Source organism: Nonomuraea sp. NPDC003709 (assembly GCF_040610775.1).
GTDB lineage: Bacteria > Actinomycetota > Actinomycetes > Streptosporangiales > Streptosporangiaceae > Nonomuraea > Nonomuraea angiospora_A.
This window is the reverse complement of the sequence record NZ_JBEXMW010000036.1, coordinates 1-24,440: the sequence shown is the minus strand read 5'-3', so window position 1 is coordinate 24,440 and position 24,440 is coordinate 1. Positions and strand designations below refer to the sequence as shown.

Genomic DNA, 24,440 nt, shown 5'->3' with positions numbered 1-24,440 from the left:
GATGGGGCCGTGGCGGCTGCTCGGGTGGGTCGCGCTGATCGCGGTGGTCGGCTTCTGCCTCAACCAGATCGCCACGGTGGTCATCTCGGTCATCGTCGGCGTGTTCATCACGGCGCTGCTGCTGCCCCCGGCCCGCTGGCTCAGGTCACGCGGGGTGAACCGCGCCCTGGCCACCGCGATCGTCTTCGTCGGCGGGATCGTGCTGGCCGGAGGGCTGATCGCGCTGCTGGTGCCGCCCACCATCGACAGCGTCGCGCAGCTGCGGGTCAGCCTCACCAGGGTGCTCGACAACCTGTACGACCTGACCTCCAGGTTCGGGGTCGACCCGCGCAAGCTCGCCGCGCAGGCCAAGGAGTACCTGACCGCCCAGGGCCGCCAGATCGCCACGGGCGCGCTGGCCGGGGTCAGGACCGCGGGCGAGATCGTGGTGGGGGCGGCGGTGGCGTTCGTCCTGTCGGTGTACTTCGTGCACGGCGGCGACCGGCTCTTCCACTGGCTCGTGGAGCTCGCGCCCGTTTCGGCCAGGGCCCGCATCACCGAGACCGGCGTCCTGATCTTCTCCGTGATCGGCCGCTACATCCGCGGGATCGCGATCGTGGGTGCGGTGGACGGGTTCTTCATCGGCCTCGCGCTGTGGATCCTGGGCGTGCCCATCGCGCTGCCGCTGGCGGTGCTGACGTTCGTGGGGGCGTTCCTGCCGATCGTGGGGGCGTTCACGGCGGGGCTGCTGGCCGCGGTGGTGGCGCTCGTGGCCAAGGGCTGGCTGGTGGCGCTGATCGTGGTCGGGGTGACCGTGGCGATTCAGCAGATCGAGGGGCACGTGCTGGCGCCGCAGGTCTACGGCAAGGCTCTCGACCTGCCCGGGGTGATCATCCTGGTGGCGATCGCGGTGGGCGGCCTGCTCTGGGGGATCATCGGCGCGTTCCTGGCCGCCCCGGTGACCGCGGTGATCGTGGCCCTGCTGCACAGGCCGCGGGCCGAGCCCGCCCCGGTCACTCTCGCTCCGCCGCGACCTCCTCCAGCGACTCCCGCGACCAGGTGAGCCGCCCGGCCCGCAGGTCGTCGATGACCGCGCGCAGCCACCGGGTCTCCGCGGCCGTCACCTCGCGCAGGTATTCGATCTCCAGCATGGTGATGCGCGGCAGGTCGGCATCGTCGGCCAGGCTCGCCTCCAGCCCGGCCAGCGTTTCGGCGACCGCCCGCTCGCGCCGCTCGAGCGCCGCCGCCAGGTCCTCCGGGGCGAGCATGAGCGCGTTCGCCAGCGCGGCCGGGAACTGCGGGAACTCCTGCCTGGGCGTGGCCAGCATCTCGTCCAGCCACTTGAGCAGCGCCGTCCCGCCTTCGGCGGTGAGCTCGTAGACCGTGCGCTCGGGGTACTGCTGGTCGCGCTCGGTCTCCCGGACGCTGATCAGGCCGGCCTCCAGCAGCCGGTCGATGGTCCGGTAGAGGCCGGCCCGCTGGCCCACGTTGACGACCAGGTCCTTGCCCCACTGCTTGAGCATGCGCTGGATCCCGTACGGATGCAGCGGCTGGTGGCGCAGCAGGGCCAGCACGGTCAGGGCGAGCGGCGAGCCACGATCGAGAGCCATGGGCCAATACTAGCCTCAAAATTACTAGTTGACGTGAAACTAGTTTCACTGCAACTATCAACCTCATGAGCGACATCGAACGCATCCACACCGACCACGCCGTCACCCGGCGCCTGGGCAACTGGACCACCGCGGGCCGCTTCGAGATCCGCACCCGCTACGGCCAGACCACCGTCGACCTGCGCTCCCCCGGCCTGCCCGCCGAGATCGAGCTGCGGCTCGACCTCGACCGCGGCGTGGTCAAGCTGCTGGTCCCCGAGGACGCCACCGTCGAGCACCAGGACCTGCGCTGGAGCGGCAGGGGCCAGGTCAAGGACCACCAGGTGCCCGCGGAGGGCTCCGCGCGGCGCATCCGCCTGGTCGGCAGGGCCGCCGGCAGCGAGATCCGCGTCCGCCGCGGCGGCGTCGCGATCATCACCGCGATGTTGTCCCCCGAGTACGTACGCGACGTCCGCCAGGCCCACCGGAACGGCACCCACCCGACCGTCGACGACCCCGCCCGCACCCTGGAGAATGCGTCGTGAAGCAGACCCCCGTCCTCATCGTCGGCGGCGGCTACGCCGGCCTCGCCTCGGCTCTCTTCCTCTCCCACCAGGGCGTGCCCTGCCTCCTGGTCGACCGCCACCCCGGCGTGTCGCTCCTGGGCCGGGCCCGGGGGATCAACCCGCGCACCCTCGAGATCTACCGGTCGCTCGGCCTCGACGAACGCGTGAAGGAGGCGGGCCGGCCCTTCGACGAGGAGGCCGGCGTGGCCCGCTGCGCGACGCTGGCGGGCGAGTGGCAGTGGCTGTTCGGCGACGAGTCCCCGCGGGCGCTGCCCGAGCTGACCGCGGGCGAGCTCTGCATGGCCGACCAGAGCACGGTCGAGCCCATCCTGATCGAGGCCGCCCGCGCCAAGGGCGCGGAGCTGTGGTTCGACACGCAGTGCCGGTCGATCGAGCCCGACGCCGACGGCGTGACGGCCGTGGTGGAGGACCGCGCCACCGGCGAGCGGCACACGATCAGGGCCCGGTACGTGATCGGCGCCGACGGCTACGGCGGCGCCACCAGGGAGCGGCTCGGCATCGCCCGCACCGGCCTCGGCCCCCTGCGGCACTTCGTGACCTACGTCATCAAGGCCGACCTGTCGGAGATCATCACCAAGCGGGCCCTGTTCTGGATCGTCGGCGAACCCGGCGGCACCGCCTCGGCGGCGTTCGTCTCCCACGCGCTGCGCGACCACTGGGGCCTGTCCCTGCTCTACGACCCGGACAAGGAGTCGCCCGACGACTTCACCGACGAGCGCTGCGTCGCCGCGGCCAAGGCGGTCATCGGCCGCGACGTACCGGTCGAGATCGTCAGCAAGGCGTCCTGGACGGAGGCGGTCGGCGTGGCCGACAGCTACCGCTCCGGCCGGGTCTTCCTCGTCGGGGACGCCGCGCACGTGTGGCCGCCCGCCCAGGGACTGGGGGCCAACTCGGCCGTCCAGGACGCGCACAACCTGGCCTGGAAGCTCGCCGCCGTGCTCGCGGGGCGGGCCTCGGACGCGCTGCTCGACACGTACGAGGCCGAGCGCCGCCCGGTGGCGCTGGAGCTGGCCGACGTGACCGTGCGCAGCCAGGCCGCCAGGTTCGGCTCCGGCCCGGAGGACGACCTGGTGGACCCGGTCACGTGCGTCCTCGGGCAGCGGTACGCGTCCACGGCGATGGCCGGGACCCCGCCCGAGTCGGTGTTCGGCGACGGGGTGTCACGGCACGCCCTTCCCGGCACCCGGGCCCCGCACCTCTGGCTCTCCCTCGACGGGCGGCGGATCGGCGTCCACGACCTGTTCCACGACTCGTTCGTGCTGCTGTGCGGGCCCGGCGGGGAGGAGTGGGCGCGGGTGGCGGTCGAGGGCGTGCGGGTGTACCGGGTGGGGTCGGAGCTGGTCGACGTCGAGGGGCACTGGGAGTCGCGGTACGGCTGCGACGCCGTCCTGGTGCGCCCGGACGGCTACGTGGCCTGGCGCTCGGACGATTCGGCGAGCGAGGACGACCCGGCGACCCGCCTGACAGCCACCCTCCACCAGATCCTCCACTGACCCCAGCTCTGCCCCCATGCCACCGACGAGCCGATCCCGGCCCGCGCGGGGAGCGGGAGGGTCAGAGGAGCAGCTCCAGCTCCAGCTCGTGCCGGATCGGGATGCCGTCGGCCTCGGCGGGAATGCCCGGCTTGAGGTCCCGCGCCCGGTCCACGCCGTTGCGGTGCAGGGCGATCAGGTCGAACCCGTACCGCTGGTAGAACCGCAGGGCGTGCGTGTTGTCGTTGGTGGTGACCAGCCAGAGCCTGGCCGCCCCGCCCTCGGCCGCGACGGCGCGCACCGCGTCCAGCAGCGCCGCCCCCACTCCCCTGCCGGGCACCACCGCGTCGATCGTGATGATCTCCACGGAGTCGCCACGCCGGGCGTACGTGATGATCCCGGCCGGCTCACCCTCGATCTCGGCGATGAAGCCCGGCTGCGCGGCCGCGTCGACCAGTTCCCCGCGGCCCAGGGCCACCACGGTCGAGCCGCCCCAGCTCTCGGTCAGCACCCGGGTCACGTACGCGAGATCTTGCGGCTCGATGGGACGCACGGATATCGCCATGTCCCTCATTATGAGATCTATGCGATGGGTAACGTTCGACTGCTTCGGAACACTTGTCGACTGGCGGCACGGCATCCGCACCAGCGCCGAGCTGATCGCGCCGGGTCAGGGGGCGCGGCTGCTGGAGGCGTACAACCGGCACGAGCACGTCGTGCAGGCCGAGTCCCCGACACTCCGCTACCGCCACGTGCTGGCCGAGGCGCTCCGCAGGGCCTGCGCCGACGAGAAGGTGGAGCTGAACGAGGACGACGCCCAGGTGCTGGGCACGACGATCCCGTACTGGCCGGTGTTCCCCGAGGTGGGCGCCGAACTGTCGGCGCTGCGCGGCGCGGGCTGGCGCCTGGCGCTGCTCACCAACTGCGACCGCGACTTCATCGCCGAGACCCGGCGGCGGCTGCCCGTGGCGTTCGACGCGGTGCTGACGTCAGAGGACGTGGGCGCGTACAAGCCCGCCAACGCGCACTTCGAGACGTTCAGGCGCTCGTACGAGCCCACTCAATGGGTGCATGTGGCGCAGAGCTACTTCCACGACATGGTCCCCGCCCACCGCCTCGGTATCCCGCGCGTGTGGATCAACCGCCAGGGCGAGCGGCCCGCCGACGAGAAGATCATCCAGCAGCGGCTGCCCGACCTCGGCGGGCTGCTCTCCGTGGTCGAGAACGCCTAACGGCGCTGCTCCAGCACGTCCGCGATGCCGGCCAGGAAGGAGTCCACGTCCGCGATGAGGTAGCCGGACCGGAACAGCACCGTCGAGAACTTCGCCGCCCGCACCTCCTTGGCCGTCACCGGGAAGTCGGTCGTCCCGCGCAGGGTGGCCACGATGCGGTCCAGGAAGGCGTCGATCTCGTCCTCGTTGTAGCCGGTGCCCATGCGACCCGGGCGGAAGGCCACCCGTTCGACGCGGGCCGCCTGGGTCTCGAACCACTCCTCGCGCAGCATCTCGCCGGTCGGCTCGGCCATGGCGAGGCGTACCGGCCGCTTGGCCTGGGTCTCCAGCGCCACCACGAACGCCTCCAGGGCGAAGTCGACCGCGGTCTCGACATATCCGCCACGCTTGGCTCGGAACGTGGCCCGTCGCACGTCGTCCGCGCTGACGGGCTCCACAGTGGGCATGCCCCTGCCCAGGGTCGACTCGATCCGCCCGATCAGGGCGTCGACTTCGGCGGGGTCATAGCCTGAACGCATACCCATGACGCGTGGAAAGCGATTCAAGCCCACTCCTCTTGAGAACGTGCTGGGGGCGTCTCTATTGTGGGGCTCTTTATGCTAGAGATGCGACCCGACATATAGCGTTACAAGACCATGCGTCTGTCCAAGGTCTCCTTCCGCTACCGAAGACGTGATCCTTTCGTCATCGAAGACGTCGACACCCAGCTCGCCCCCGGCGATGTGATCGAGCTGACCGGCGTGAACGGGGCAGGCAAGTCGACTCTGCTCCGCCTCCTTGCGGGCCTCACCCGGCCCACGACCGGCACGATCGCCGGGCGTCCCGAGGTGGTCGGCTTCGCTCCCGACCGCTTCCCGACTGCCCAGCCGTTCACGGTCACGGCCTATCTGCGCCACATGTCCCGGGTACGCGATGGCGCCCGCTGGGAGCCGTGGGCCGAGCGCCTGAACATGGGCCACCTCCTCACCGTCGCCCTGGGCGAGCTGTCGAAGGGCAGCGCGCACAAGGTCGGCCTGGTCCAGGCGCTGATGTCGGAGCCCGGGCTGCTGATCCTGGACGAGCCGTTCGCCGGGCTCGACGTGGACACCCGTGAAGCGCTCCCTTCGATCGCCGGCGAGGTGGCGGGCCGCGGCGGCATCGTCATCGTCAGCGACCACCAGGGCGGCCTGCGCTCGCTGCCCGGGATACGCCATTGGTCGCTGGTGGACGGCCGCCTCAAGGAGAGCACGACGGCGCCCGGCCTCGAACCGGTCGAGGACAGGGGGACGGTCGTGGCCGTCACGGTGCCCGCGTCCGACGTCCACGACTTCCTCGCCAGGATGCGCGGCGAGGGTTACCTGGCCCGCGAGATCGAGGAGTCCGGATGATCGCCCTGGCCACGTTCCGGCTGGCCGCCTACATCCGTTCGCACCGCATGTTCCAGGCGCTCCTTCTGGCCTTCGCCATGCTGGCGATCCTCTACGGCAGCCGGGCGCCGCGCGGCGGCGAGGCCGCGGCCCTCACGGACGGCGCCGTGCTGATCATCCCCATCCTGGCCTGGGCGACCAGGAGTCTCCTCGACACCGAGCCCGACCGGCAGCGCGAGCTGTCCGCGATCCAGGTGGGCGGGCGGGGCAGGGAGGTGGCGGCGGGGTTGATGGCGGCGTTCGTGACGTGTGTGGCGTTCGCGGCGCTCGGCATGGGCGCGGCGCTCCTGCTCGGCGTGAGCCAGGCTCCGTCGCGCGGCGTGCTGGCCGCCGCTCTCGTCCTGAACGCCCTGGCCGCGCTCACCGGCACCGCGCTGGGCGCCCTCACCAGCCGCGCGGTCATCAGCTCCCCCGCGCTTTCGATCATGGGGCTGCTGCTGGGGTTCCTGGCGATGCTGCTGCTCAGCTCCTCGCCCCTGCACTGGCTCACCGTCCCGCTCATCGCCTGGATGAAGGCGGCGAACGGGGGTCACCTCCTCGACCAGCTCCCCGAGCTCGGCGCCATCACCCTGGTGTGGTGCCTGATCGGCCTGGGGACGTACGTGTGGCTCCGGCGTAGGGTAGGTTAGTGAACACTCACTCACCCTAGAGGAGACGACGGTGAAAATGATCTGCCTGGGTGACAGCATCACCCGCGCACAGGTGAGCGCCGACTACGTGGCCATGCTCCGCTCCCGGCTGCCCGAGGCGACCGTGATCAACGCCGGGGTCAACTACGAGCCGTCGTCGGAGACGGTCAAGCGGCTCGACGACGTCGTGAGCCAGGATCCCGACGTGGTGACCGTACTGATCGGCACGAACGACGCGAACTCCACGCTCAGCGGGACACTCGCCAAGACCCTGCGCAAGCGCTGGAAACTCTCCACGGACCCCACCCCGGAGGCCTACGCCGCCAACCTCACCACCATCGCCCGCCGCCTCCAGGACGAGACGATGGCCCGCGTGGCGATGCTCTCCCTGCCCGTCATCGGCGAGGAGCTCGACTCGGTCTCGGTGCGGCGGGCCGCCGAGTACAGCGAGATCGTCCGGCGGGTCGCGGCGGCCGAGGGTGTCACGTACCTGCCGCTCAACGAGCGGATGACGGCTTACCTGGAGGAGCGGGGCCGGGCTCCCGGCATCCGCTACCAGGCGGAGGGGCGGCTGGCGCAGACCGCCGCGATGCAGCACTTCCTGCTCGGCCGCAGCCTGGACGCCATCTCCAAGGGCCGCGGCCTCCAGCTCACCACGGACAACATCCACCTGAACAGCAGGGGCGCCGCCATGATCGCCGACCTGATCGAGGGCTTCGCGGCCCGCTCGATCGCACCCCACTAGCCCGGTTCCGCCCGGGGAACTCGCGGCGGGTGGGTTATTCGGCGGCCGCGAGCTGGCCGCAGGCGCCGTCGATCTCGCGGCCGCGCGTGTCGCGTACCGTCACGGGCACGCCGTGGAACTCCAGCCGCTGCACGAACGCCCGCTCGTCCTCAGGCCGGGAAGCCGTCCACTTCGATCCCGGGGTCGGGTTGAGCGGGATCAGGTTGACGTGCACGAGCTTGTTCCGGACCAGCTTGCCGAGCAGGTCGGCCCGCCACTCCTGGTCGTTGATGTCCTTGATCAGCGCGTACTCGATCGAGACCCGCCGCTTGGTCTTCGCCGCGTACGCCCACGCCGCGTCGAGGACCTCGGCCACCTTCCACCGCGTGTTGATCGGCACCAGCGTGTCACGCAGCTCGTCGTCGGGCGCGTGCAGCGACAGCGCCAGCGTGACGGGCAGCCCCTCGTCGGCGAGCTTGCCGATCGCGGGCACCAGCCCGACGGTGGAGACGGTGACGCCCCGGGCCGAGATGCCCAGCCCGTGCGGCGCGGGCTCGACCAGCCGCCGCACCGCGCCGATGACCTGCTTGTAGTTGGCCAGCGGCTCTCCCATGCCCATGAACACGACGTTGTTCACCCGGCCGGGCCCGCCGGGCACCTCACCGGCCGCCAGCGCCCGGGCGCCCGCGACGACCTGCTCGACGATCTCGGCGGTGGACATGTTGCGGGTGAGGCCGGCCTGGCCGGTGGCGCAGAAGGGGCAGTTCATGCCGCAGCCGGCCTGCGAGGACACGCACATCGTGACCCGGTCGGGATAGCGCATGAGCACCGACTCGACCAGCGCCCCGTCGAACAGCCGCCACAGCGTCTTACGCGTGGTGCCCCGGTCGGTGGTCATCTCCCTCACCGAGGTCAGCAGGTCGGGCAGGAGCGCGGCCAGTTTCTCGCGGGAGGCCGCCGGCAGGTCGGTCATCGCGCCGACGTCGGTGGTGAGCCGCTCGAAGTAGTGGCGCGAGAGCTGGTCGGCGCGGAACGCCTTCTCGCCCAGCTCGGTGACCGCGGCCCGCCGGTCGGCCATCGACAGGTCGGCCAGGTGCCGTGCGGGCTTGGCCCGCCGGGGCGCGACGAAGGTGAGCTGGCCTGGGGGCTGGGACACGTTCCTGCCTTTGCTTTGAGTGGCTGTCAATCAGGGTAATGAACGTTCGGATCGGAGGTGGCATTCCTGGTTACGGTACGGCTCGCATCGTGGCTGCCACCGGATCTACAGTCATCACGTATGGCGATTTTTCGGTCGACATCTGGCGAGGGTGGCGCCGAGGTCGTTCTCGCCGCCGGTAACCCGTACGGCAGCCGGACGCTCGTGGTCGAGCGTGACGAGGACTCCTCGGTAGCTTACCTGTGCTCGCCCGACGGCACGGTGCACGGCGCCGTCTGGCTGGCCAACCATCGCCCCGCCCCGGCGGTGGTCGACCTGGCCCGCATCAACGCCGGCCTGCCGCCGCTGATGCCCAGGGCCAACACCCTCCACCCGGACGGCCGCAGGCCGCTCGGGCAGCTCACCGCGCTGTGGTTCGAGGAGGGGGACGGGGTCGCCCTGTACGAGGACGAGGAGCTGCTGGCGGTCATCCCCGGCTGGGCCGACATGAGCAGGGGCATGCCCGGCTACGCCCGCGACGCGGTGGGCGAGTCGCCGTTCGCGTGGGCGCTGTCGGAGGCGCTCGAAGGGCTGCTGCCCCGCCTCTCCAACGCCAGGTCCTACTGGGGCTGGCGGCACAGCGAGGGGTCGTGGCCGTCGTTCCAGCAGTTCGTGATGGGCCATCTGGACGGGGCGCTCGGTCCCGCGGGACGCTATTGGGACGCCAGCGGCGAGCGGCTGCCGACCGTCGGCATCACCGAACGGCCGCCGCATCAGGGCCGCGCCTACACCGTGCTGTCCACGGTGGGGATGAGCTGCCAGCGCATGCCCACGGTCGAGCAGTGGATCGACAAGCCGGGCGCGTACGCCAGGATCGAGCTGGCCGTGGCCACCCGCGAGGACCCGCGCGACGCGGCGCTGCTGCTGGTGTGGCTGTCGCAGTATCCGTGGCACTCGGTCACGTGGCTCGGCCACGGGCACACGGCGAAGTGGTATCACGAGCCTTCGACGTTCCCGTTGGGGCCGCGGTATTCGGGGGTCCTGATGCTGGCCAACGCACCCCACATGCCAGACATGTCGGGATTCGCGTTCGGGGGTGAGGCCGTACGGTGGCTCTGGCTCTCACCGGTCACCACCGAGACGCTGGAGGCGCAGCAGCGGTAGCTAGAAGAACAGCGTCATCAGCAGCCAGACCGGCACCAGCGTCGTCACCAGCGAGTCGAGCCGGTCCATCAGACCGCCGTGGCCGGGCAGGATCGTGCCCAGGTCCTTGATACCGAGATCCCGCTTGATCATCGACTCGATCAGGTCGCCCACGGTGGCCAGCACCGCCGCCAGCGCGCCGATCAGCGCGCCCTGCCAGATGGCGCCGTGCATCAGCCAGACCACGAGCCACGCGCCGACGGCCGTGCACGCGATCACCGACCCGGCGAGCCCTTCCCAGGTCTTCTTCGGGCTGATCGCCGTCATCTGGTGCCGGCCGAACAGCACGCCCGCGAAGTAGCCGCCGATGTCGCTGGCCACGGTCACCGCGATGAAGATCAGCACCCGGTGGTCGCCGTCGTGGAGCCGCAGCATCATGGGCACGAACGCCGCGAGCATGGCGGGATAGAACAGCGTGAGCACCGAAGCCGACGCGTCCCGTACGTAACCGTCGGTCCCGTCGCTGAACATGCGCCAGACCAGGAGCACCAACGCGAACACCGCGAACGTGGCCAGCAGCCACGTCGGCCCGCCCCAGTACGCGCCCGCATGCATCGCCACCAGGCCCGCGAGCACCGGCACGGCGGGCACCTTGATCCCACGGGTGGCGAAGGCCTTGATCAGCTCCATCGCGCCGACGCCCACGGCAGCGGCGACCACCGGGAGGAACAGCTCCTTGATCGTGTAGATCGTGCCGATGACCAGCGCGCCCAGCACCACACCGACCGCGATCGCGGCGGGCAGGTTCCTTCCGGTACGGCCGCCGCCGCTCGAGCTGGTGTCAGCCGTACGTTCTTCCACAGAGTTTCTCCAAGAGCCACGGCCCCCGCCACTCGGGGCGAGGGCCGTTCAAGACCCGCTACCTGCGGCGGCCAGCCCAATGCGACCACCGCAGGCCCAAGCCGCTACCCGCGACGACCGCCGCAGGCACGAACCCCTTACCCACGACAACCCGCCGCAGGCACGAACCCCTTACCCACGACAACCCGCCGCAGGCACGAACCGCCGCCTACGACGACCCGCGTAAGTGCAAACCACCGCCTGCGGCGACCCGCGGAAGTGCGAACCACCGCCTGCGACGACCCGCCATAGGTGCGAACCGCTGCCTGCGGCGGCCGGCCCAACGCGACCACCGTAGGCCTGCTGCCTGCGGCGGCCCATCGAACGCGGTCCGCCGTGCGGCGTGCCGCTCAGACTTCGAGCAGCTCGGCTTCCTTGTGCTTGAGCAGCTCGTCGATCTTCGCGACGTGCTTCTGGGTGAGGTCGTCGAGCTCCTTCTCGGCCCGCCTGACCTCGTCCTCCCCCGCCTCGCCATCCTTGATCATCTTGTCGAGGACTTCCTTGGCGGAGCGGCGGATGTTGCGCACCGACACCTTGGCGTGCTCGCCCTTGTTCCTGGCGACCTTGATGTACTCCTTGCGCCGCTCCTCGGAGAGCTCCGGGAACGTCACGCGGATCACCTGGCCGTCGTCGGTGGGGTTGACACCGAGGTCGGAATCGCGGATGGCCTTCTCGATGGCGCCCATCGAACTCTTGTCGAAAGGCTGGATGAGCACCATGCGCGCCTCCGGCACATGGAACGACGCCAGCTGCTGGATCGGCGTCGGCGTGCCGTAGTACTCGGCGTTGATCTTGTTGAACATCGAGGGGGTGACGCGGCCCGTACGGATGGTCGCGAAGTCCTCCTTCGCGACCGAGACGGCCTTGTCCATTTTTTCCTCGGCTTCGAGGAGGGTTTCGTCGATCACAGCGGCTCCCTGTCTTCTAGCTGGCGGTGTCGGGCTCGCTCCCTCATTTGCCTGCGGGACTCACCAGCGTGCCGATTTTCTCACCGCGTACCGCTCGCAGGATGTTGCCCTCGCCCATGAGGTCGAAGACCACGATCGGCAGGTCGTTGTCCTTGCACAGGCTGATCGCGGTGGCGTCCATGACAGCGAGGTCGCGGAGCAGCACCTCGCCGTAATCAAGATGGTCGAACCTGACCGCATCCGGATTTTTGCGTGGATCGGAGTCGTAGATCCCGTCCACCTGCGTTCCCTTGAGCAGCGCCTCCGCGCCGATCTCCAGGGCCCGCTGGGACGCCGCGGTGTCGGTGGAGAAGTACGGCGAGCCGAGCCCCGCGCCGAAGATGACCACGCGCCCCTTCTCGAGGTGCCTGATCGCGCGGCGCGGCAGGAACGGCTCGGCCACCTGCTGCATGGTGATGGCGGTCTGGACGCGCGTCTCGACGCCCCGCCGCTCGAGGAAGTCCTGTAGGGCCAGGCAGTTGATGACCGTGCCGAGCATGCCCATGTAGTCGGCTCTGGCGCGGTCGATGCCTCCTTGCGACAGGGTGGCGCCGCGGAACATGTTGCCGCCGCCGACCACGACCGCGACCTGTACGCCTTCCTTGACGGCCTCGGCGATCGAATCGGCCAGATGATCGACGATCACCGGATCGATGCCCAGCGGCTCGCTACCGGCGAACGCCTCTCCTGACAACTTCAGCATCACCCGCTTCCATCTGAGCGGGTTGTGCGGATTTTGAGATGAGGAAGCCGCCGTCCGTGTGGATTCGTGGGCTGGCTCCCGGTGGTCCTGCACGGCGGCGGCCTCCTTCGTTCGGTGAATCAAGTTCAGGCTGTCGGCTTGCTTCTTGCCTTGGCCGGGCGGCCCGCCTTGAGCGGCGAGCCTGCCTGGCCGGTTGCTTGCCTAAGCCTAAGCCTGACCGACCTTGAAGCGGACAAAGGCCTGGACCTCGACGCCGTTCTCCTCGGCGTACTTGCCCACGCTCTTCTTGTTGTCCTTGACGAAGGCCTGCTGGAGGAGGGTGAAGTCCTTGTACCAGCCGTTCACACGGCCCTCGACGATCTTGGAGATGGCAGCCTCGGGCTTGCCCTCCTCGCGGGTCATCTCCTCGAAGAGCTTGCGCTCCTTCTCGACCACGTCGGCCGGGACGGAGGCGGCCTTGAGGTACTGCGGGGCCATCGCGGCGGCGTGCTGCGCGATGTCCTTGGCGACCTCGGCGTTCGGCTTGTCGAGCTGGATCAGCACGCCGACGGCCGGCGGCAGCGCCGGGTCGGTCTTGTGCATGTAAGCACCGATGTAGCCGCCCTCGAGGACCGCGAACCGGCGGATCTCGATCTTCTCGCCGAGCGCGGCGTTGGCGACGTCGAGGTGCTCCTTGACGCTCTTGCCGTCGAAGGACGACTCGAGCAGCGACGCCACGTCGGCGGGCTTGGTCTCGAGGATGTGCTCGACAACCTGGGCGGCCAGCTCCTGGAAGCGCTCGCCCTTGGCCACGAAGTCGGTCTCGCAGTTGAGCTCGAGCAGCGCGGCAGCGGAGTCGCCATCCTGCTTGAGCGCGACCAGGCCGTTGGAGGCGGTGCGGGCCTCGCGCTTACCTACGTCCTTGGCGCCCTTGAGGCGCAGGAGCTCGATGGCGCGGTCGAAGTCACCCTCGGACTCCTCGAGCGCCTTCTTGCAGTCCATCATGCCGGCAGCGGTGATTTCGCGAAGCCGCTTGACATCGGCCATGTTCACGGAAGCCATTGCTTTTCCTTGTGGGATTTCGTCGTCGTCGTGGATCAGGTGGGCGGGCAACGGCACGCCTGCTCACCCTTGGTTCGTACGGCGGGCGCTTGCCGTACGGAAGCCTTTGTCTTGCGTCAGCCTCTGTCTTGCGTTTCGGGGCCCGGCTCGCCTGGCATACTGCCCAGCCTCGCCCTGGCTTACCATCCTGGACCATCACCAGCCAGCACCGACGCCACCCGGCCGGCCCGCCGCCCGGTTCGGGCGAACCCGCCCTCTCCGGCCCGGCCGACCACCCTGGCCCGCTGAACTACCCGGTCCAACCCGGCCCGGCCATCCGCCCCGGTCACCCGGAACGGCCCGGCTCACCACCGGCCCGGCCTGCGACCCAACCCTGGATCGCAACCCGGACCTCGGCTCACAACCCCAGCCCGCGACCCAGACCTCAGGCCCCGGCCCGAACCTCGGCACAGGGCCTCGGCCCCGGGCCTTGAACCGCGACCTCACAGGCCCGGCCCTGGACCACGGCCCTTGAACCGCGACCTCACAGGCCCGGCCCTGGACCGCGACCCAGGCCTTTGACCTACGGCCCAGATCCCGGCTCACAGCCTCAGCCTCGGCATCGGCCCTGAACCTTGAGCCTCGATCTCAGCCCGGCTCTTGGTCCTTGCCTGACTGGGAAGCGTCCTCGCCTGGCGATCACTCACCCGGCGAGGCCGCGGCCCCTCGCTCAACCGTTCACTTGTCTTCGTGGCCCGTTCCTTGCCCGGTCACGGCAGGACCAGGGACATCCCTCGTCCTGCCGTTCCGTTCGCCGGAGCAAGGCGCGCGCCCTGCCTGGTGGACTCTTCACCCACCCGACCGGGACGGGCCCGTACCTGGGAAACCCCGGGTACCTGAGCGCTGACGTCAGGCCTGCGGCTCGGCGTCAGCCTCAGGAGCAGCCTCCGCCGCGGGGGCGGCCTCAGGAGCAGCCTCGGCCGCGGGGGCGGGCGCCTCAGCCTCGGCCGGCGCCTCGGCAGCGGCTTCGCCGGTGCCCTGCTCGATGAGCTCGCGCTCCCACTCGGCCAGCGGCTCGGCGGCGGCAGGCTTCTCGTCACCGCGGGCGGCGCCGGAGCGAGCCATCAGACCGGCCGCGACACCGTCGGCGACGACCCTGGTCAGCAGACCGACGGCGCGAATGGCGTCGTCGTTGCCCGGGATCGGGTAGTCGACCTCGTCGGGGTCGCAGTTGGTGTCGAGGATCGCGACCACAGGGATGCCAAGCTTCTTGGCCTCGCTGATCGCGATGTGCTCCTTCTTGGTGTCGACGACCCACACGGCGCTGGGCACGCGGCCCATGTCACGGATACCGCCGAGCGTGCGCTCGAGCTTGTCCTTCTCGCGACGGCGCATGAGGAGCTCCTTCTTGGTGAGCCCCGAGCCCGCGACGTTGTCGAAGTCGAGCTCCTCGAGCTCCTTCAGCCGCTGAAGCCTCTTGTGCACGGTGGAGAAGTTGGTGAGCATGCCGCCCAGCCAGCGCTGGTTGACGTACGGCATCCCGACTCGGGCAGCCTGCTCGGAGATGGCCTCCTGAGCCTGCTTCTTGGTGCCGATGAACAGGATGGTGCCGCCGTGGGCGACGGTCTCCTTGACGAAGTCGTATGCGCGGTCGATGTAAGAGAGCGACTTCTGCAGGTCAATGATGTAGATGCCGTTGCGCTCGGTGAAGATGAATCGCTTCATCTTCGGGTTCCAGCGCCGGGTCTGGTGACCGAAGTGAACGCCGCTCTCAAGCAGCTGTCGCATGGTGACGACGGGGGCCATGTGCTGGTCCTCCAGGTCTTGGCGCCCTGCGGAAGGGCGCGGTTCTCGGTTGTGCCGCAGCAGCGCGTCGTCTGCCGCCCTGATGCCCCGAAACCCCGCCAGCCGGGCCCATGGCCCGGACCGATGGCGCGGTCCGCAGTGGGGCATGCGAAGTCGGCCTGTGGTCACAGGCCACCGAAAAGTCTACCTCCCGCACCAGCCCAGCCTGACCGTCAACGGTCAATCAGACATCCAGCTCTCTATCCTCACACCCACCCCCATCGTGATCACTCAGTCATCCAGGCACCAAACACCATCAACATCTGACATGCACCGCGCCAACACCGGCCGCTTCCTGCAACTCGACCAACGCCCGGCAGCTCACCCCCACAAACCGCCCGACCAAACCCGCACCTCAGCCGCGGACCAGAGCACGATTCCGCACGTCAACCACCGCCTCAACCAGGCCCTCCGCCCAACCCTTGCCGGCTCCACATCAGCCGGCCGCATCGTGATCCTCGGTAGGCAGCCCCGGCGTCGGCCTCTTCGCGACCGGGAAAAGGTTCAGTTGCGCTTCGGCGATCCTGGCCCCGCTCGGCGCGGCCTTCTCATCGCGATTGGCAATGAGGTACGGCTCGACCAGCTTCTCGATCGACTCGTTGAGCTGAGCCAGCTCCTCCGGGTCGACCCTGATCCGCATCCGGTTGAACCGGGTGACATCCCGCCACTCATCAGGCTCAGCCTCAACGGCCGCCATAGCGCGATCCGCCTCTTCATGCGCTTCCCGGCGGAACGCCAGCATCAGAGCCACCTTGGCATCCCGTACGTCCGGCTGATCGCCCGGCTTGACTCCGACGCTGATCGGCTTGTTCACGCTCTTCCACAGCCGTTCCCTGCCATCACCACGCGGCGGCGCGTCCTCCACGAACCCGTACTTGGCCAGCATGCGCAGGTGATAGCTCGCGGCACTGGGCGTGATCCCCGCGATCTCCGCCACTTCAGTGGCAGTGGCACTGCCCTCGAGACCCAGCCGATTGAGGATCATCAGGCGCGCCGGGTGGGCCAGCGCCCGCATCGCCCTGGGATCACTGAGCCCCTCACTCATGCCGCCAAGATTACCCGTCCCAAGGTATGAAGCATTGCCTTCATAACTATGAAGGGATATCTTCACAGTTATGAAGCGTTCCCTTCACAACTCCACCACGCCCCCGCACCAGCCAGAACGCCCGTCAATCACCCCAAACCACGCCCACCCAAGCACCGCCCACAACCCACCAATACGTCCAACACCCCGTCCCCCACCCTCACAACACCAACGCCGAAGTCACTCCCACCATCCGCGATCAACCCACCGATCCGACGCCCCCGGGCGCACGGCCTGGGCACCCCACAACCGACGACGACCCAGACCGAATCCCCCGCAACCCATAACCAGCCAAAGGCCCGACGGCCAGGCCAAACCCCCGCTCAGCCCAGCACCACCAAACGCCAACCCCGCACATCAGCCCAAACGCCACTGACCCACCCGGCCCTCACCGCCGCGCACCCAGTAACAGCCACGACACCGGTGCCCAAGCCCGACCCCAATCAGCTCAGTCCATCCCTCCAGCCGGCCACGTCCGAGGCTGCAGGCGCCATGACCGAGACCGCCACGTCATTGACCGAGGATCGAATGCCTGACCGCAACCTCACTAACGAAAACCGCGCCCCTCACGACAACCACGCCGCCGGTGCGCGCCACATCCCCCAGCGCCACACCCCCGACCCCAAGCACGCGGCCCGTGACGGCACCTCCGGCTCGAATCACCCCAACCACGATGACCGCAGCTCACACGCGCCCATCCCACTCAGAAAACAGCGCGACTACCGCTTCCTCTGGGCCGCCCGAACGATCTCCGTCACCGGCTCGGAGGTCTCCAAGCTGGCCATCCCCCTGACCGCGGTAACCCTGCTGGCCGCCTCCCCCTCCCAGATGGGCCTGCTGACGGCCGCCGCCTCGGTGCCCGCCCTCGTGTTCGGCCTCCAGTCAGGCGCCATCGCGGACCGGCTCACCCGGCACCGGCCCCTCATGATCGCCTGCGAACTCGTCTCATGCGCAGCCGCCGCCACAGTCCCCCTGGCCTGGCTCCTCGACCTCCTCAGCGTCGCATGGCTGATCACCGTGGCCCTGGTGATCGGCACAGCCGGCGTACTCTTCAGGGCAGCGAACTTCCCCTACGTGGCAGCAGTCGCCGCCCCTCCCCAGCGAACCGAGGCGATGGCCGGCTTGAACGCCTCCTACTCGGTGGCGTCGGTCAGCGGCCCCGGCCTGGCCGGTCTCCTGGTTCAGCTCTTCACGGCCCCGCTGGCCGTGTTGGCGGAGGCATTGTCGTTCCTGACCTCAGCCCTCTTGCTCCGCGCCATCCGCACCCCGGAGAGGAACGAGCCGGCAACCTCCCGAGGCATGTGGAACGACGTCATGGAGGGCCTGCGGACCAGCGTCACCCATCCCGTACTCCGCGCTCTCCTGAGCGCAGGCGTCACAATCAACTTCTTCGCCATGGCGTACACGGCCATCTACATGCTCTACATGGTGAACACGCTCAACATCCCCAAGCCCCTGCTAGGTGCCCTCATCGCCCTGAGCGGCATCGGCGGCATGCTGGGCGCCTGGATCACGGCCCGCCTGTCCAAGCGCTACGGCGAGAACCGCATCCTGCTCGTCTCGGTGCTCTTCTTCCCCATCGAAATCCTCGCGGTAGGCCTGCTGACCGGCCCCCTTTGGTGGAAACTCTCGCTGCTCGCCCTAACCGGAACGATCACAGGCGGCATCGTCGTAGCCTTCGCCACCTGCATGGGCGCCATCACCCTGCGCGAAACCTCCCCAGAGCTCCGCGGCCGGGTGAACGCCACCATGACCTTCGCAGTGCAAGGCGTCCTGGCCCTCGGCGGCATAACCGGCGGCATCCTCGCCGAATTCATCGGCCTACGCCCGGTCATCCTCATTTGCGCAGCAGGCATCGCCCTGAGCGCCATCTGGATCTGGACATCTCCCCTACGCCCTCACCGCCAACCACGCCCCACCCGCCTGGCGAAACCCAGCAGCGAGCCGCCCCCATCCCAAACCATGAACTCCTTGATCGCTTGCAAACGCTACGCTCCTCACTAACCCGCCACCCCTCAGACGAGCCCAACCCGAGCCCCGAAACCAACAGATGGCGGGCGAAAGTGCGGTCGAGTCAGAGGCGTTTGATCACTTCAAACCCCCGAAGAAGACCCGCAGATCCTTCGCCAGCATCTCCGGTGCCTCCATGGCCGGGAAGTGTCCGCCCCTCTCATACTCCGTCCAGTGGGCCTCGGCAGGCGGGTTGACGAGCTTGCGGACGGTGGGATCGGCGCTGAACACCGCGAAACCCTGCGGCACGGCCGGCGGCGCACCCCACTCGGAAGAGTGGGCCTGTTCGTACAGGAATCGAGCGGCGGAGATGCCAGAGCCGGTGAACCAGTAGAGGCTGGCGATCGTGAGAAGCTGATCCCGGTCGTAGGGCAGGTCGGTCGACCGCTCGAAGCTCTCTGCGATCCAACCGAGCTGCCCGGCGGGCGAGTCGTTGAGCAGGTAGCCGATGTTCTGGGGGCGGGTGTTCTGGATCGCCAGGTAACCGGAGCCGTCGGCGCGGAACTCGGCCATCCGCTCCAGGGCCGCCTGGTCGACCTGGTCCGCCGGGTCGAGCCTGTCGGCCATGCCGGGAAGGAACGTGGCCGTGGCCGCCGCCGTGTACGGATCGGTCACCGCATGAACGCCCACGACATGCTCGCCATCAAGGCCCGCCACCGCACCGGAGACGCCGGCGCCGATGTCGCCGCCGTGGACGCCGTATCGGTCGTAGCCGAGCCGCCGCATCAGCTCTATCCAGGCCCGAGCGGTACGAGCCATCGCCCAGCCCGTCTCGCCCACCGGCGTGGAGAAGGCGAAGCCGGGCAGTGATGGGACCACCACGTGAAAGTCCTGCCGCAGGTGCTCGATCAGCATGGTGAACTCGGCGAACGCGCTGGGGTAGCCGTGAGTGAGCACCAGCGGCAGAGCGTCGGGGTTGCCGGATCGGACGTGCAGGAAGTGGATCCGCTGCCCATCGATCTCGGTGGTGAACTGCGGGTACTCGTTGAGCCGCGCCTCGGCAGCGCGCCAGTCGTAACTCTCGGCCCAATACGCAACCAGCTCCTTCAGAAACTCCAGCGGCACCCCGCGACTCCACCCGATACCGGGCAGTTCGTCCGGCCAGCGAGTCCGGGCCAACCGGACTTTCAGGTCATCGACGTCGGGCTGTGAGACAGCGATGGTGAACGGCCGAATCTCCATCTGACGCTCCTTGTCGGCTTGAGTGTTGGCCACGCTAGGAGCCAATGCGGCACATTTCCTTCCGCAATCCGCCGACGAATTCAGCACCTGCGATCCACCCAGCAACGGCCACCTCGGCAAAGCCCCGCCGGTTCCCCACTCACGCGCCCCAACCAGACCGCCCGGCGCGTGTCCCCTCCCACTGACCTGCCCAAGGCCAGAACCGGCAGCCTCATCATCGCAGCGCTTCATCCCGCCCCAAGCCGCCATCGAGCCAGTTATCCACAACCCATAAACACCTCGCCCGCTCCATCCCCAGAACCCCGTTCGCCTCCCAACCACCCCGGCGCGCTCAACCAAACTCGCGCCATGACCTCTCTCCCTCCCACCCCGGCAACCCACCCACCAGCATCAACAACCACCCTCACGGTCCAAAGAAGGCCCACCCACTCCCCAGAGCCCGACACCCACCACCCCATCAGCGCCCCCACCCTGGGCAGCCTCCACCAAACACTCCACCCCAACAGAACGCCTTACCCACCCAAGGCAACACAGAGCACCCCACCACCGCCCACCCACCAGTTCCCCAAACCGGCCCAAAAAGCCGCATCATCTCCACCCAACCACCCCCTCAATCCACCTCGAGAAGACGAACCACCCCACACTCACCAAGCCCCCACACCCAGCCAAGAACCCACACCACCCCGCACTGGCCAGGCCCCCACACCCAGGCGAAAAGCCATGCCACCCCACCCTCGCCAAACCCCCACTGGCCAAGCCCTCACACCCAGGCAAAAGGCCACACCACCCCGTACTGACCAGGCCCCCACACCCGGGCAAAGAGCCATGCCACCCCACCCTCGCCATGCCCTCGCGGCAGCCCAGAGCACCCTGACAACACTGCTCTTCGCTGCCGCCGCGATCCTTCTTCTCCCCGCTCCCCCGGCGAGAGCATCTCCACCCACATGGCGCTGGCCACTGGACGGACACCCCCACGTGCTGCGCCGCTTCACCCCACCGCCCGAGCCCTGGCTTGCCGGACACCGCGGCATCGACCTGGCCGCTGCCCCATCCACCCCAGTCCTGGCAGCCGGCACCGGCACAATCCGCTTCGCCGGCCCCGTAGCCGGAAAAGGTGTGGTCACCGTCGAGCACGAGGGCGGCCTCCGTACGACGTACCTCCCTGTCAAAGCGTCCGTACGGCGAGGCGAACCCGTCGCCCCGGGATCCAGGCTTGGCGTCGTAGAAGCCTCATCAGGCCACTGCCGGGAATCTTGCCTGCACTGGGGCCTCCGACGCGGCACCCATTACCTCGACCCCCTCCTGCTCCTGGGCCAGGCGACCATCCGCCTCCTCCCTTTCTGGCACGACGACGAGAACTCGCTCCCGCCCGTGCATGAGCACTCTCTACGGGATGTCGACGAGCACGAACATTTCCTCCAACCGCCAGCCGGAGAGACCACCAGACCGCTCACCACACAGCCACAAAGATCCCCAGCCATCCTCGGCCCTGCACCACCAGCAACGCCAAGGGCCCTGGCCGCCACCCCACCCACCCTCACCTTGATCAAGTACGGGACCCACAGCCTGCCCCGGCACACCCCATCGCCAAGCCGTCACGACAGCACACCAAGCCAACGCCACCCCCTGGCAGCAGCCGGCTCCTTCACTCCCACCACCTCACGCCGGAGACACCACCCCGATCTCTCCACCCCGGCGCTCGACTTCCTGGCTCGCTCGGCCTCGACCACCACCACGACATCGGCTATTGGCCTCGGCACCCTGCTAGGGATAGGACTCCTGATCACAGCCCTGCGCAGCCACAGACGTACTCGAACAGACCACCGTCCCCGAAGAAGGGGCCAGCACCGCGCTACTACGGGAGAAGAGCAAGAGCCCGCGAACACCGGCGCCCGGCACCGTGGGGAGAACCACCCAGCGCCCAGCCGCCTCACAACCACCAACGCGAAGTCCGGCCGCCACCGCAAATCCGCAACCGACAGAAATTAGAAGATCACCCGGCGACGCACCCAGCCAACCGACCATCGACGTCCCCGCGTACTTGATCACCGCGGTCTCTCATCAGGCCCTCGGATGAGCCTGACGATAAGCCGCCCGCAGCCGCTCGATCGAGACATGCGTATAGATCTGCGTGGTGTTCAGAGACGCATGGCCAAGCAACTCCTGAACACTCCGTAGATCTGCACCACCCTCAAGCAAGTGAGTCGCCGCACTGTGCCGCAACCCATGCGGCCCCATGTCCGGAGCCCCCTCCACCTGAGCCAGCCGCGCATGCACGACCCGCCGAATAGTCCCCGCATCGATGCGGCCTCCCCGTACCCCAAGGAAAAGCGCAGCCCCTGACCGCGCCCGAACCCACAACGGCCGCCCGTGAATGCACCATTTGTCCACCGCCCGAAGAGCCGGCAGCCCAAAGGGCACAGACCGTTCCTTGCGCCCTTTGCCCAGGACCCGGATGACATGCCGATCCCGATCCACGTCATCGACGTCGAGCCCGCACAACTCACTCACCCGCACACCGGTGGCGTACAGCAACTCAAGAAGGGCTTGATCTCGAAGTTCCTTCGGCTCCCCAGCCGAGGGCACCTCCAGGACGGCCTGCGCCTGCTCCGGAGCGAGAACAGCAGGCAACGGCCGAGCCGCCTTCGCGCTGCCCAGCAACAACCCCGGATCGGCCGCAAGCCAGCCGCGGCGGTAGCAGTAGGCGGTAAAGGTACGAACGCAAGCGGTCCGCCGCGCCAGCGTGGCCCGAGCCTTGCCGGCCCGATACTGCTCAGCCAGCCACTCACGAAGCACCCCGATATCAAGTCCTTCCAGCCGCCCATCCACATGATCAAGCAAGGAGTTCACGTCACTCAGATAGGCCCGCACCGTGTGCTGCGAAAGATCCCGCTCAATCCGCAGATGCCGCCCGAACTCCCCCACCACTTCTTCACGACCGACACCCCCACTCATCCCAGAACCCCCCACTCCGATCCCTCCCACTGCCAAGCCACGACAGGCAGGAAAAACTTCACCGCCCCACTCAAGCTCAACCCCATCCCAGGAACAACTCATAACCACCGGAGTCAGAACAACACCTCACCTCTCAACCAGAAACCAACCCCGCCCGTGGTCAACCAGCACCTGGTTTGCCCTGTCTCAGGTCAATTCGCGTCACGTTCGCCAGCCCCGGTCGTGCCCAGAACCCGATTGCGCGCCAGGCCAGGCCCTCGACCGGGGCCCGCAGTTGTCCATCCCGTCCCGCCCGAGCTAGCGGCACCTCGGAGACCCGTTCAAAGTCGGCCAGGTTGCAGGTTCTCGTCGGTGCCGTGGTGAACGGCTCCGGGGCCCTCCACCCTGGCATGGACCACCTCCGCTCAACCCGGGGCGCGCCAGCGACTCCACCGAAGTCGGGGCACACCAAGGCGTCCATCAAAGTCGGGGCGGTTCACGCTGCCTTCCCGCGTTGAGCCGACCCAGCACCATGGAGTGGAGTCACCGCCTGGCCGCGCATCTTCCCCCTGGACCCTTTCGGCCATGACAGTAGTAGGCGCGGTGCCGCCTCAACTTGATCGTGGTTTGCACCATAGGACCAAGCGAACTCGAACGACCGCTCACGAGCGTGGAGTTGGAAGTTCAAGAGCGAGGGGCGGGAAATGGTGACGGCCATCGCTTGATCCTTCGAGGGCCTAAGTCGAGACCGAAGGAGAGCAAAGCGATGGCCGCAGACATCAGTCTGCCCCGCGAGCGGTGGTGCGCGAGGGGGATCTGTAACCGGTGACCCCGACTTTGTCGCAGACCGTGATCAACGCTCTGACCAGCACAGACAAAGCCCTTCACATCCCTGATTTCACTGACATCTTCGTCGTTCCGCTGACATTCACCAGTTGAACGGCCGACATTTAAGCGTGGAGAAAACCTCCCTCAGCCCCGCTGCATCCACCGACTCCTGGACGCCGGGCGCACTCTCCGGCGGATCAGCGGACACGCGGTCTGAGGATGTGGTTGAGGCCGCGAGGGAACGCAGCGATGGGTGCCGGCAAAGACTGAGAGCGCTTCAGAAACGACGGACTCTGGAGCACCTATGCGCTCCTCGAAAACAAGAACGCCGGGCGGGGCGGGACTCGAATGCGTGGCGGCGGCCCGGGCGCGGGGTTACGTCCCGCGGAGGCCGGCTTGCAGGAGCATGTTCGCCTGCCTCCACGTCTCAGCGGCGGTGACTTATGGGCATCGCCCGAACGGACACCCTCGCCTCGTACCAAACGCCGGCCAGACAATTGTCCCCACCCACCGCCCAGCCCACTGCATAGACGAACTCGGCGGTCTTGTCCGGGCCGGAGCCGTCCATCAGATGGCGACACACCGTCCAGCCCACCGCCGACCATCGACCGCCCGCCGTCCAGCCCGCCGTCCAGCCCATGTCCAGCCGACCGCCGACCGCCGACCGCCGACCGCCGACCGCCGACCGCCGACCGCCGACCGCCGACCGCCGACCAGAGCATCGCGGGCCGCTACCCACGTGACAAGCCGTTCTCCAGTTCCCAAGGCTCTGTCGTGTCGGACGTCATCCCCGTACATCACGGCTGGCTGTCGGCGCATGGCTGGGCGGCCTGACAGGCCACTCCCAGCCCGAGCTGGCGGGCCATTCCCTGCCCGAGGGCCCTGTACCGATCGGGCAGCGGTTTCTCGGGCCATAGCGGCCGTCGCATTGGCTCGGTCCGGGGAGCCTTCAGAGGTGGATTGTTTGTGCCTCAGCGCCAACCATGCTGCTTGGGAACTAGGGCCTGTTTCAGAAGTGGATCATCTGGGTCCACTTCCGAGATGATCTTTGCGTGGGTCGGGGAGATTTGACCGCGGCGCAGTGGGCGATG

22 protein-coding genes are annotated in these 24,440 nt (G+C 68.5%); 10 read left to right on the top strand and 12 right to left on the bottom strand.

Annotation, left to right across the window (positions count from 1 at the left end; genetic code table 11):
- Position 1 precedes the first annotated feature (1 nt).
- Positions 2-1,042: an AI-2E family transporter gene (locus tag ABZX61_RS58300; protein WP_355209948.1), complete on the top strand. Its 1,041-nt coding sequence runs from the start codon at positions 2-4 to the stop codon at positions 1,040-1,042.
- On the opposite strand, the gene ABZX61_RS58295 is transcribed toward ABZX61_RS58300, so the two are convergent.
- A complete protein-coding gene (locus ABZX61_RS58295) occupies positions 993-1,589 on the bottom strand; it encodes a PadR family transcriptional regulator (protein ID WP_350739020.1) in 597 nt (198 codons plus the stop codon). The genes ABZX61_RS58300 and ABZX61_RS58295 overlap by 50 nt on opposite strands.
- A 65-nt stretch (positions 1,590-1,654) precedes the next feature.
- Between ABZX61_RS58295 and ABZX61_RS58290 the strand changes: the two genes are divergently transcribed.
- Positions 1,655-2,113, top strand: coding sequence for a hypothetical protein (locus ABZX61_RS58290; protein WP_355209945.1), 459 nt, complete (start codon positions 1,655-1,657; stop codon positions 2,111-2,113).
- Positions 2,110-3,648 (top strand): FAD-dependent monooxygenase, encoded by a 1,539-nt coding sequence (locus ABZX61_RS58285; protein ID WP_355209942.1) that lies wholly within the window; start codon positions 2,110-2,112, stop codon positions 3,646-3,648. Before ABZX61_RS58290 ends, ABZX61_RS58285 begins: the two co-directional genes overlap by 4 nt.
- A 61-nt stretch (positions 3,649-3,709) precedes the next feature.
- Here the strand turns inward: ABZX61_RS58285 and ABZX61_RS58280 are convergent, their stop codons facing one another.
- Positions 3,710-4,192 (bottom strand): GNAT family N-acetyltransferase, encoded by a 483-nt coding sequence (locus tag ABZX61_RS58280; protein WP_350739028.1) that lies wholly within the window; start codon positions 4,190-4,192, stop codon positions 3,710-3,712.
- Positions 4,193-4,211: 19 nt separating this feature from the next.
- Here ABZX61_RS58280 and ABZX61_RS58275 point away from each other — a divergent pair, with 19 nt between their 5' ends.
- Positions 4,212-4,859 carry an HAD-IA family hydrolase gene (locus ABZX61_RS58275; RefSeq protein WP_355209938.1) on the top strand — a complete coding sequence of 216 codons (648 nt, stop codon included), beginning with the start codon at positions 4,212-4,214 and terminating at the stop codon, positions 4,857-4,859.
- Here ABZX61_RS58275 and ABZX61_RS58270 read toward each other — a convergent pair.
- Positions 4,856-5,410, bottom strand: coding sequence for a DivIVA domain-containing protein (locus ABZX61_RS58270; RefSeq protein ID WP_350739033.1), 555 nt, complete (start codon positions 5,408-5,410; stop codon positions 4,856-4,858). The genes ABZX61_RS58275 and ABZX61_RS58270 overlap by 4 nt on opposite strands.
- 84 nt (positions 5,411-5,494) lie before the next feature.
- On the opposite strand from ABZX61_RS58270, the gene ABZX61_RS58265 reads away from it, so the two are divergent.
- Genes ABZX61_RS58265 through ABZX61_RS58255 form a run of 3 tightly spaced genes read left to right on the top strand, consistent with a single transcriptional unit; the run spans position 5,495 to position 7,639 of the window.
- A complete protein-coding gene (locus tag ABZX61_RS58265) occupies positions 5,495-6,226 on the top strand; it encodes an ATP-binding cassette domain-containing protein (protein ID WP_355209934.1) in 732 nt (243 codons plus the stop codon).
- Positions 6,223-6,894: a hypothetical protein gene (locus tag ABZX61_RS58260; protein ID WP_355209931.1), complete on the top strand. Its 672-nt coding sequence runs from the start codon at positions 6,223-6,225 to the stop codon at positions 6,892-6,894. Before ABZX61_RS58265 ends, ABZX61_RS58260 begins: the two co-directional genes overlap by 4 nt.
- A gap of 37 nt (positions 6,895-6,931) precedes the next feature.
- Positions 6,932-7,639 carry a GDSL-type esterase/lipase family protein gene (locus tag ABZX61_RS58255; protein WP_355210101.1) on the top strand — a complete coding sequence of 236 codons (708 nt, stop codon included), beginning with the start codon at positions 6,932-6,934 and terminating at the stop codon, positions 7,637-7,639.
- A gap of 34 nt (positions 7,640-7,673) precedes the next feature.
- On the opposite strand, the gene rlmN is transcribed toward ABZX61_RS58255, so the two are convergent.
- Positions 7,674-8,774 carry a 23S rRNA (adenine(2503)-C(2))-methyltransferase RlmN gene (gene rlmN, locus ABZX61_RS58250; RefSeq protein WP_355209928.1) on the bottom strand — a complete coding sequence of 367 codons (1,101 nt, stop codon included), beginning with the start codon at positions 8,772-8,774 and terminating at the stop codon, positions 7,674-7,676.
- A 120-nt stretch (positions 8,775-8,894) separates the two neighbouring features.
- Here rlmN and ABZX61_RS58245 point away from each other — a divergent pair, with 120 nt between their 5' ends.
- A complete protein-coding gene (locus ABZX61_RS58245) occupies positions 8,895-9,917 on the top strand; it encodes a suppressor of fused domain protein (protein WP_355209925.1) in 1,023 nt (340 codons plus the stop codon).
- Here ABZX61_RS58245 and ABZX61_RS58240 read toward each other — a convergent pair whose 3' ends face one another.
- The 6 genes from ABZX61_RS58240 to ABZX61_RS58215 all read right to left on the bottom strand — a co-directional run bounded on the left by ABZX61_RS58240 (position 9,918) and on the right by ABZX61_RS58215 (position 16,356).
- Positions 9,918-10,757 carry a phosphatidate cytidylyltransferase gene (locus tag ABZX61_RS58240; protein ID WP_355209922.1) on the bottom strand — a complete coding sequence of 280 codons (840 nt, stop codon included), beginning with the start codon at positions 10,755-10,757 and terminating at the stop codon, positions 9,918-9,920.
- Positions 10,758-11,146: 389 nt separating this feature from the next.
- Positions 11,147-11,704 carry a ribosome recycling factor gene (gene frr, locus ABZX61_RS58235; protein ID WP_192790776.1) on the bottom strand — a complete coding sequence of 186 codons (558 nt, stop codon included), beginning with the start codon at positions 11,702-11,704 and terminating at the stop codon, positions 11,147-11,149.
- A 43-nt stretch (positions 11,705-11,747) separates the two neighbouring features.
- Complete coding sequence (gene pyrH, locus ABZX61_RS58230; protein ID WP_219912434.1) at positions 11,748-12,446, bottom strand: UMP kinase; 699 nt, start codon at positions 12,444-12,446, stop codon at positions 11,748-11,750.
- A 207-nt stretch (positions 12,447-12,653) separates the two neighbouring features.
- On the bottom strand, positions 12,654-13,487 hold the full coding sequence (tsf, locus tag ABZX61_RS58225) for a translation elongation factor Ts (protein ID WP_350739053.1): 834 nt from the start codon (positions 13,485-13,487) through the stop codon (positions 12,654-12,656).
- 888 nt (positions 13,488-14,375) lie between these two features.
- A complete protein-coding gene (rpsB, locus tag ABZX61_RS58220; protein ID WP_355209918.1) occupies positions 14,376-15,272 on the bottom strand; it encodes a 30S ribosomal protein S2 in 897 nt (298 codons plus the stop codon).
- 475 nt (positions 15,273-15,747) lie between these two features.
- On the bottom strand, positions 15,748-16,356 hold the full coding sequence (locus ABZX61_RS58215; protein ID WP_350739058.1) for a helix-turn-helix domain-containing protein: 609 nt from the start codon (positions 16,354-16,356) through the stop codon (positions 15,748-15,750).
- A 531-nt stretch (positions 16,357-16,887) separates the two neighbouring features.
- On the opposite strand from ABZX61_RS58215, the gene ABZX61_RS58210 reads away from it, so the two are divergent.
- Positions 16,888-18,399 (top strand): MFS transporter, encoded by a 1,512-nt coding sequence (locus ABZX61_RS58210; protein WP_355209915.1) that lies wholly within the window; start codon positions 16,888-16,890, stop codon positions 18,397-18,399.
- Positions 18,400-18,483: 84 nt separating this feature from the next.
- Here the strand turns inward: ABZX61_RS58210 and ABZX61_RS58205 are convergent, their stop codons facing one another.
- On the bottom strand, positions 18,484-19,674 hold the full coding sequence (locus tag ABZX61_RS58205) for an epoxide hydrolase family protein (protein ID WP_355209912.1): 1,191 nt from the start codon (positions 19,672-19,674) through the stop codon (positions 18,484-18,486).
- Positions 19,675-19,935: 261 nt separating this feature from the next.
- Here ABZX61_RS58205 and ABZX61_RS58200 point away from each other — a divergent pair, with 261 nt between their 5' ends.
- Entirely contained in the window at positions 19,936-21,576 is a 1,641-nt protein-coding gene (locus ABZX61_RS58200; RefSeq protein WP_355209909.1) for a peptidoglycan DD-metalloendopeptidase family protein, read from the top strand.
- A gap of 72 nt (positions 21,577-21,648) precedes the next feature.
- Here ABZX61_RS58200 and ABZX61_RS58195 read toward each other — a convergent pair whose 3' ends face one another.
- Positions 21,649-22,542 carry a tyrosine recombinase XerC gene (locus tag ABZX61_RS58195; protein WP_355209907.1) on the bottom strand — a complete coding sequence of 298 codons (894 nt, stop codon included), beginning with the start codon at positions 22,540-22,542 and terminating at the stop codon, positions 21,649-21,651.
- Between the last annotated feature and the right edge of the window lie 1,898 nt (positions 22,543-24,440).

Excerpts from the sequence above, each read along its gene's own strand:
- ABZX61_RS58255 (WP_355210101.1), top strand. The coding sequence starts at position 6,932 with ATGATCTGCCTGGGTGACAGCATCACCCGCGCACAGGTGAGCGCCGAC.
- tsf (WP_350739053.1), bottom strand. The coding sequence starts at position 13,487 with ATGGCTTCCGTGAACATGGCCGATGTCAAGCGGCTTCGCGAAATCACC.
- ABZX61_RS58260 (WP_355209931.1), top strand. The coding sequence starts at position 6,223 with ATGATCGCCCTGGCCACGTTCCGGCTGGCCGCCTACATCCGTTCGCAC.
- ABZX61_RS58280 (WP_350739028.1), bottom strand. The coding sequence starts at position 4,192 with ATGGCGATATCCGTGCGTCCCATCGAGCCGCAAGATCTCGCGTACGTG.
- ABZX61_RS58275 (WP_355209938.1), top strand. The coding sequence starts at position 4,212 with ATGCGATGGGTAACGTTCGACTGCTTCGGAACACTTGTCGACTGGCGG.
- ABZX61_RS58300 (WP_355209948.1), top strand. The coding sequence starts at position 2 with ATGGGGCCGTGGCGGCTGCTCGGGTGGGTCGCGCTGATCGCGGTGGTC.
- ABZX61_RS58265 (WP_355209934.1), top strand. The coding sequence starts at position 5,495 with ATGCGTCTGTCCAAGGTCTCCTTCCGCTACCGAAGACGTGATCCTTTC.
- ABZX61_RS58215 (WP_350739058.1), bottom strand. The coding sequence starts at position 16,356 with ATGAGTGAGGGGCTCAGTGATCCCAGGGCGATGCGGGCGCTGGCCCAC.
- ABZX61_RS58195 (WP_355209907.1), bottom strand. The coding sequence starts at position 22,542 with ATGAGTGGGGGTGTCGGTCGTGAAGAAGTGGTGGGGGAGTTCGGGCGG.
- ABZX61_RS58295 (WP_350739020.1), bottom strand. The coding sequence starts at position 1,589 with ATGGCTCTCGATCGTGGCTCGCCGCTCGCCCTGACCGTGCTGGCCCTG.
- ABZX61_RS58290 (WP_355209945.1), top strand. The coding sequence starts at position 1,655 with ATGAGCGACATCGAACGCATCCACACCGACCACGCCGTCACCCGGCGC.
- ABZX61_RS58210 (WP_355209915.1), top strand. The coding sequence starts at position 16,888 with ATGACCGAGACCGCCACGTCATTGACCGAGGATCGAATGCCTGACCGC.
- rpsB (WP_355209918.1), bottom strand. The coding sequence starts at position 15,272 with ATGGCCCCCGTCGTCACCATGCGACAGCTGCTTGAGAGCGGCGTTCAC.
- ABZX61_RS58245 (WP_355209925.1), top strand. The coding sequence starts at position 8,895 with ATGGCGATTTTTCGGTCGACATCTGGCGAGGGTGGCGCCGAGGTCGTT.
- pyrH (WP_219912434.1), bottom strand. The coding sequence starts at position 12,446 with ATGCTGAAGTTGTCAGGAGAGGCGTTCGCCGGTAGCGAGCCGCTGGGC.
- ABZX61_RS58200 (WP_355209909.1), top strand. The coding sequence starts at position 19,936 with ATGACCTCTCTCCCTCCCACCCCGGCAACCCACCCACCAGCATCAACA.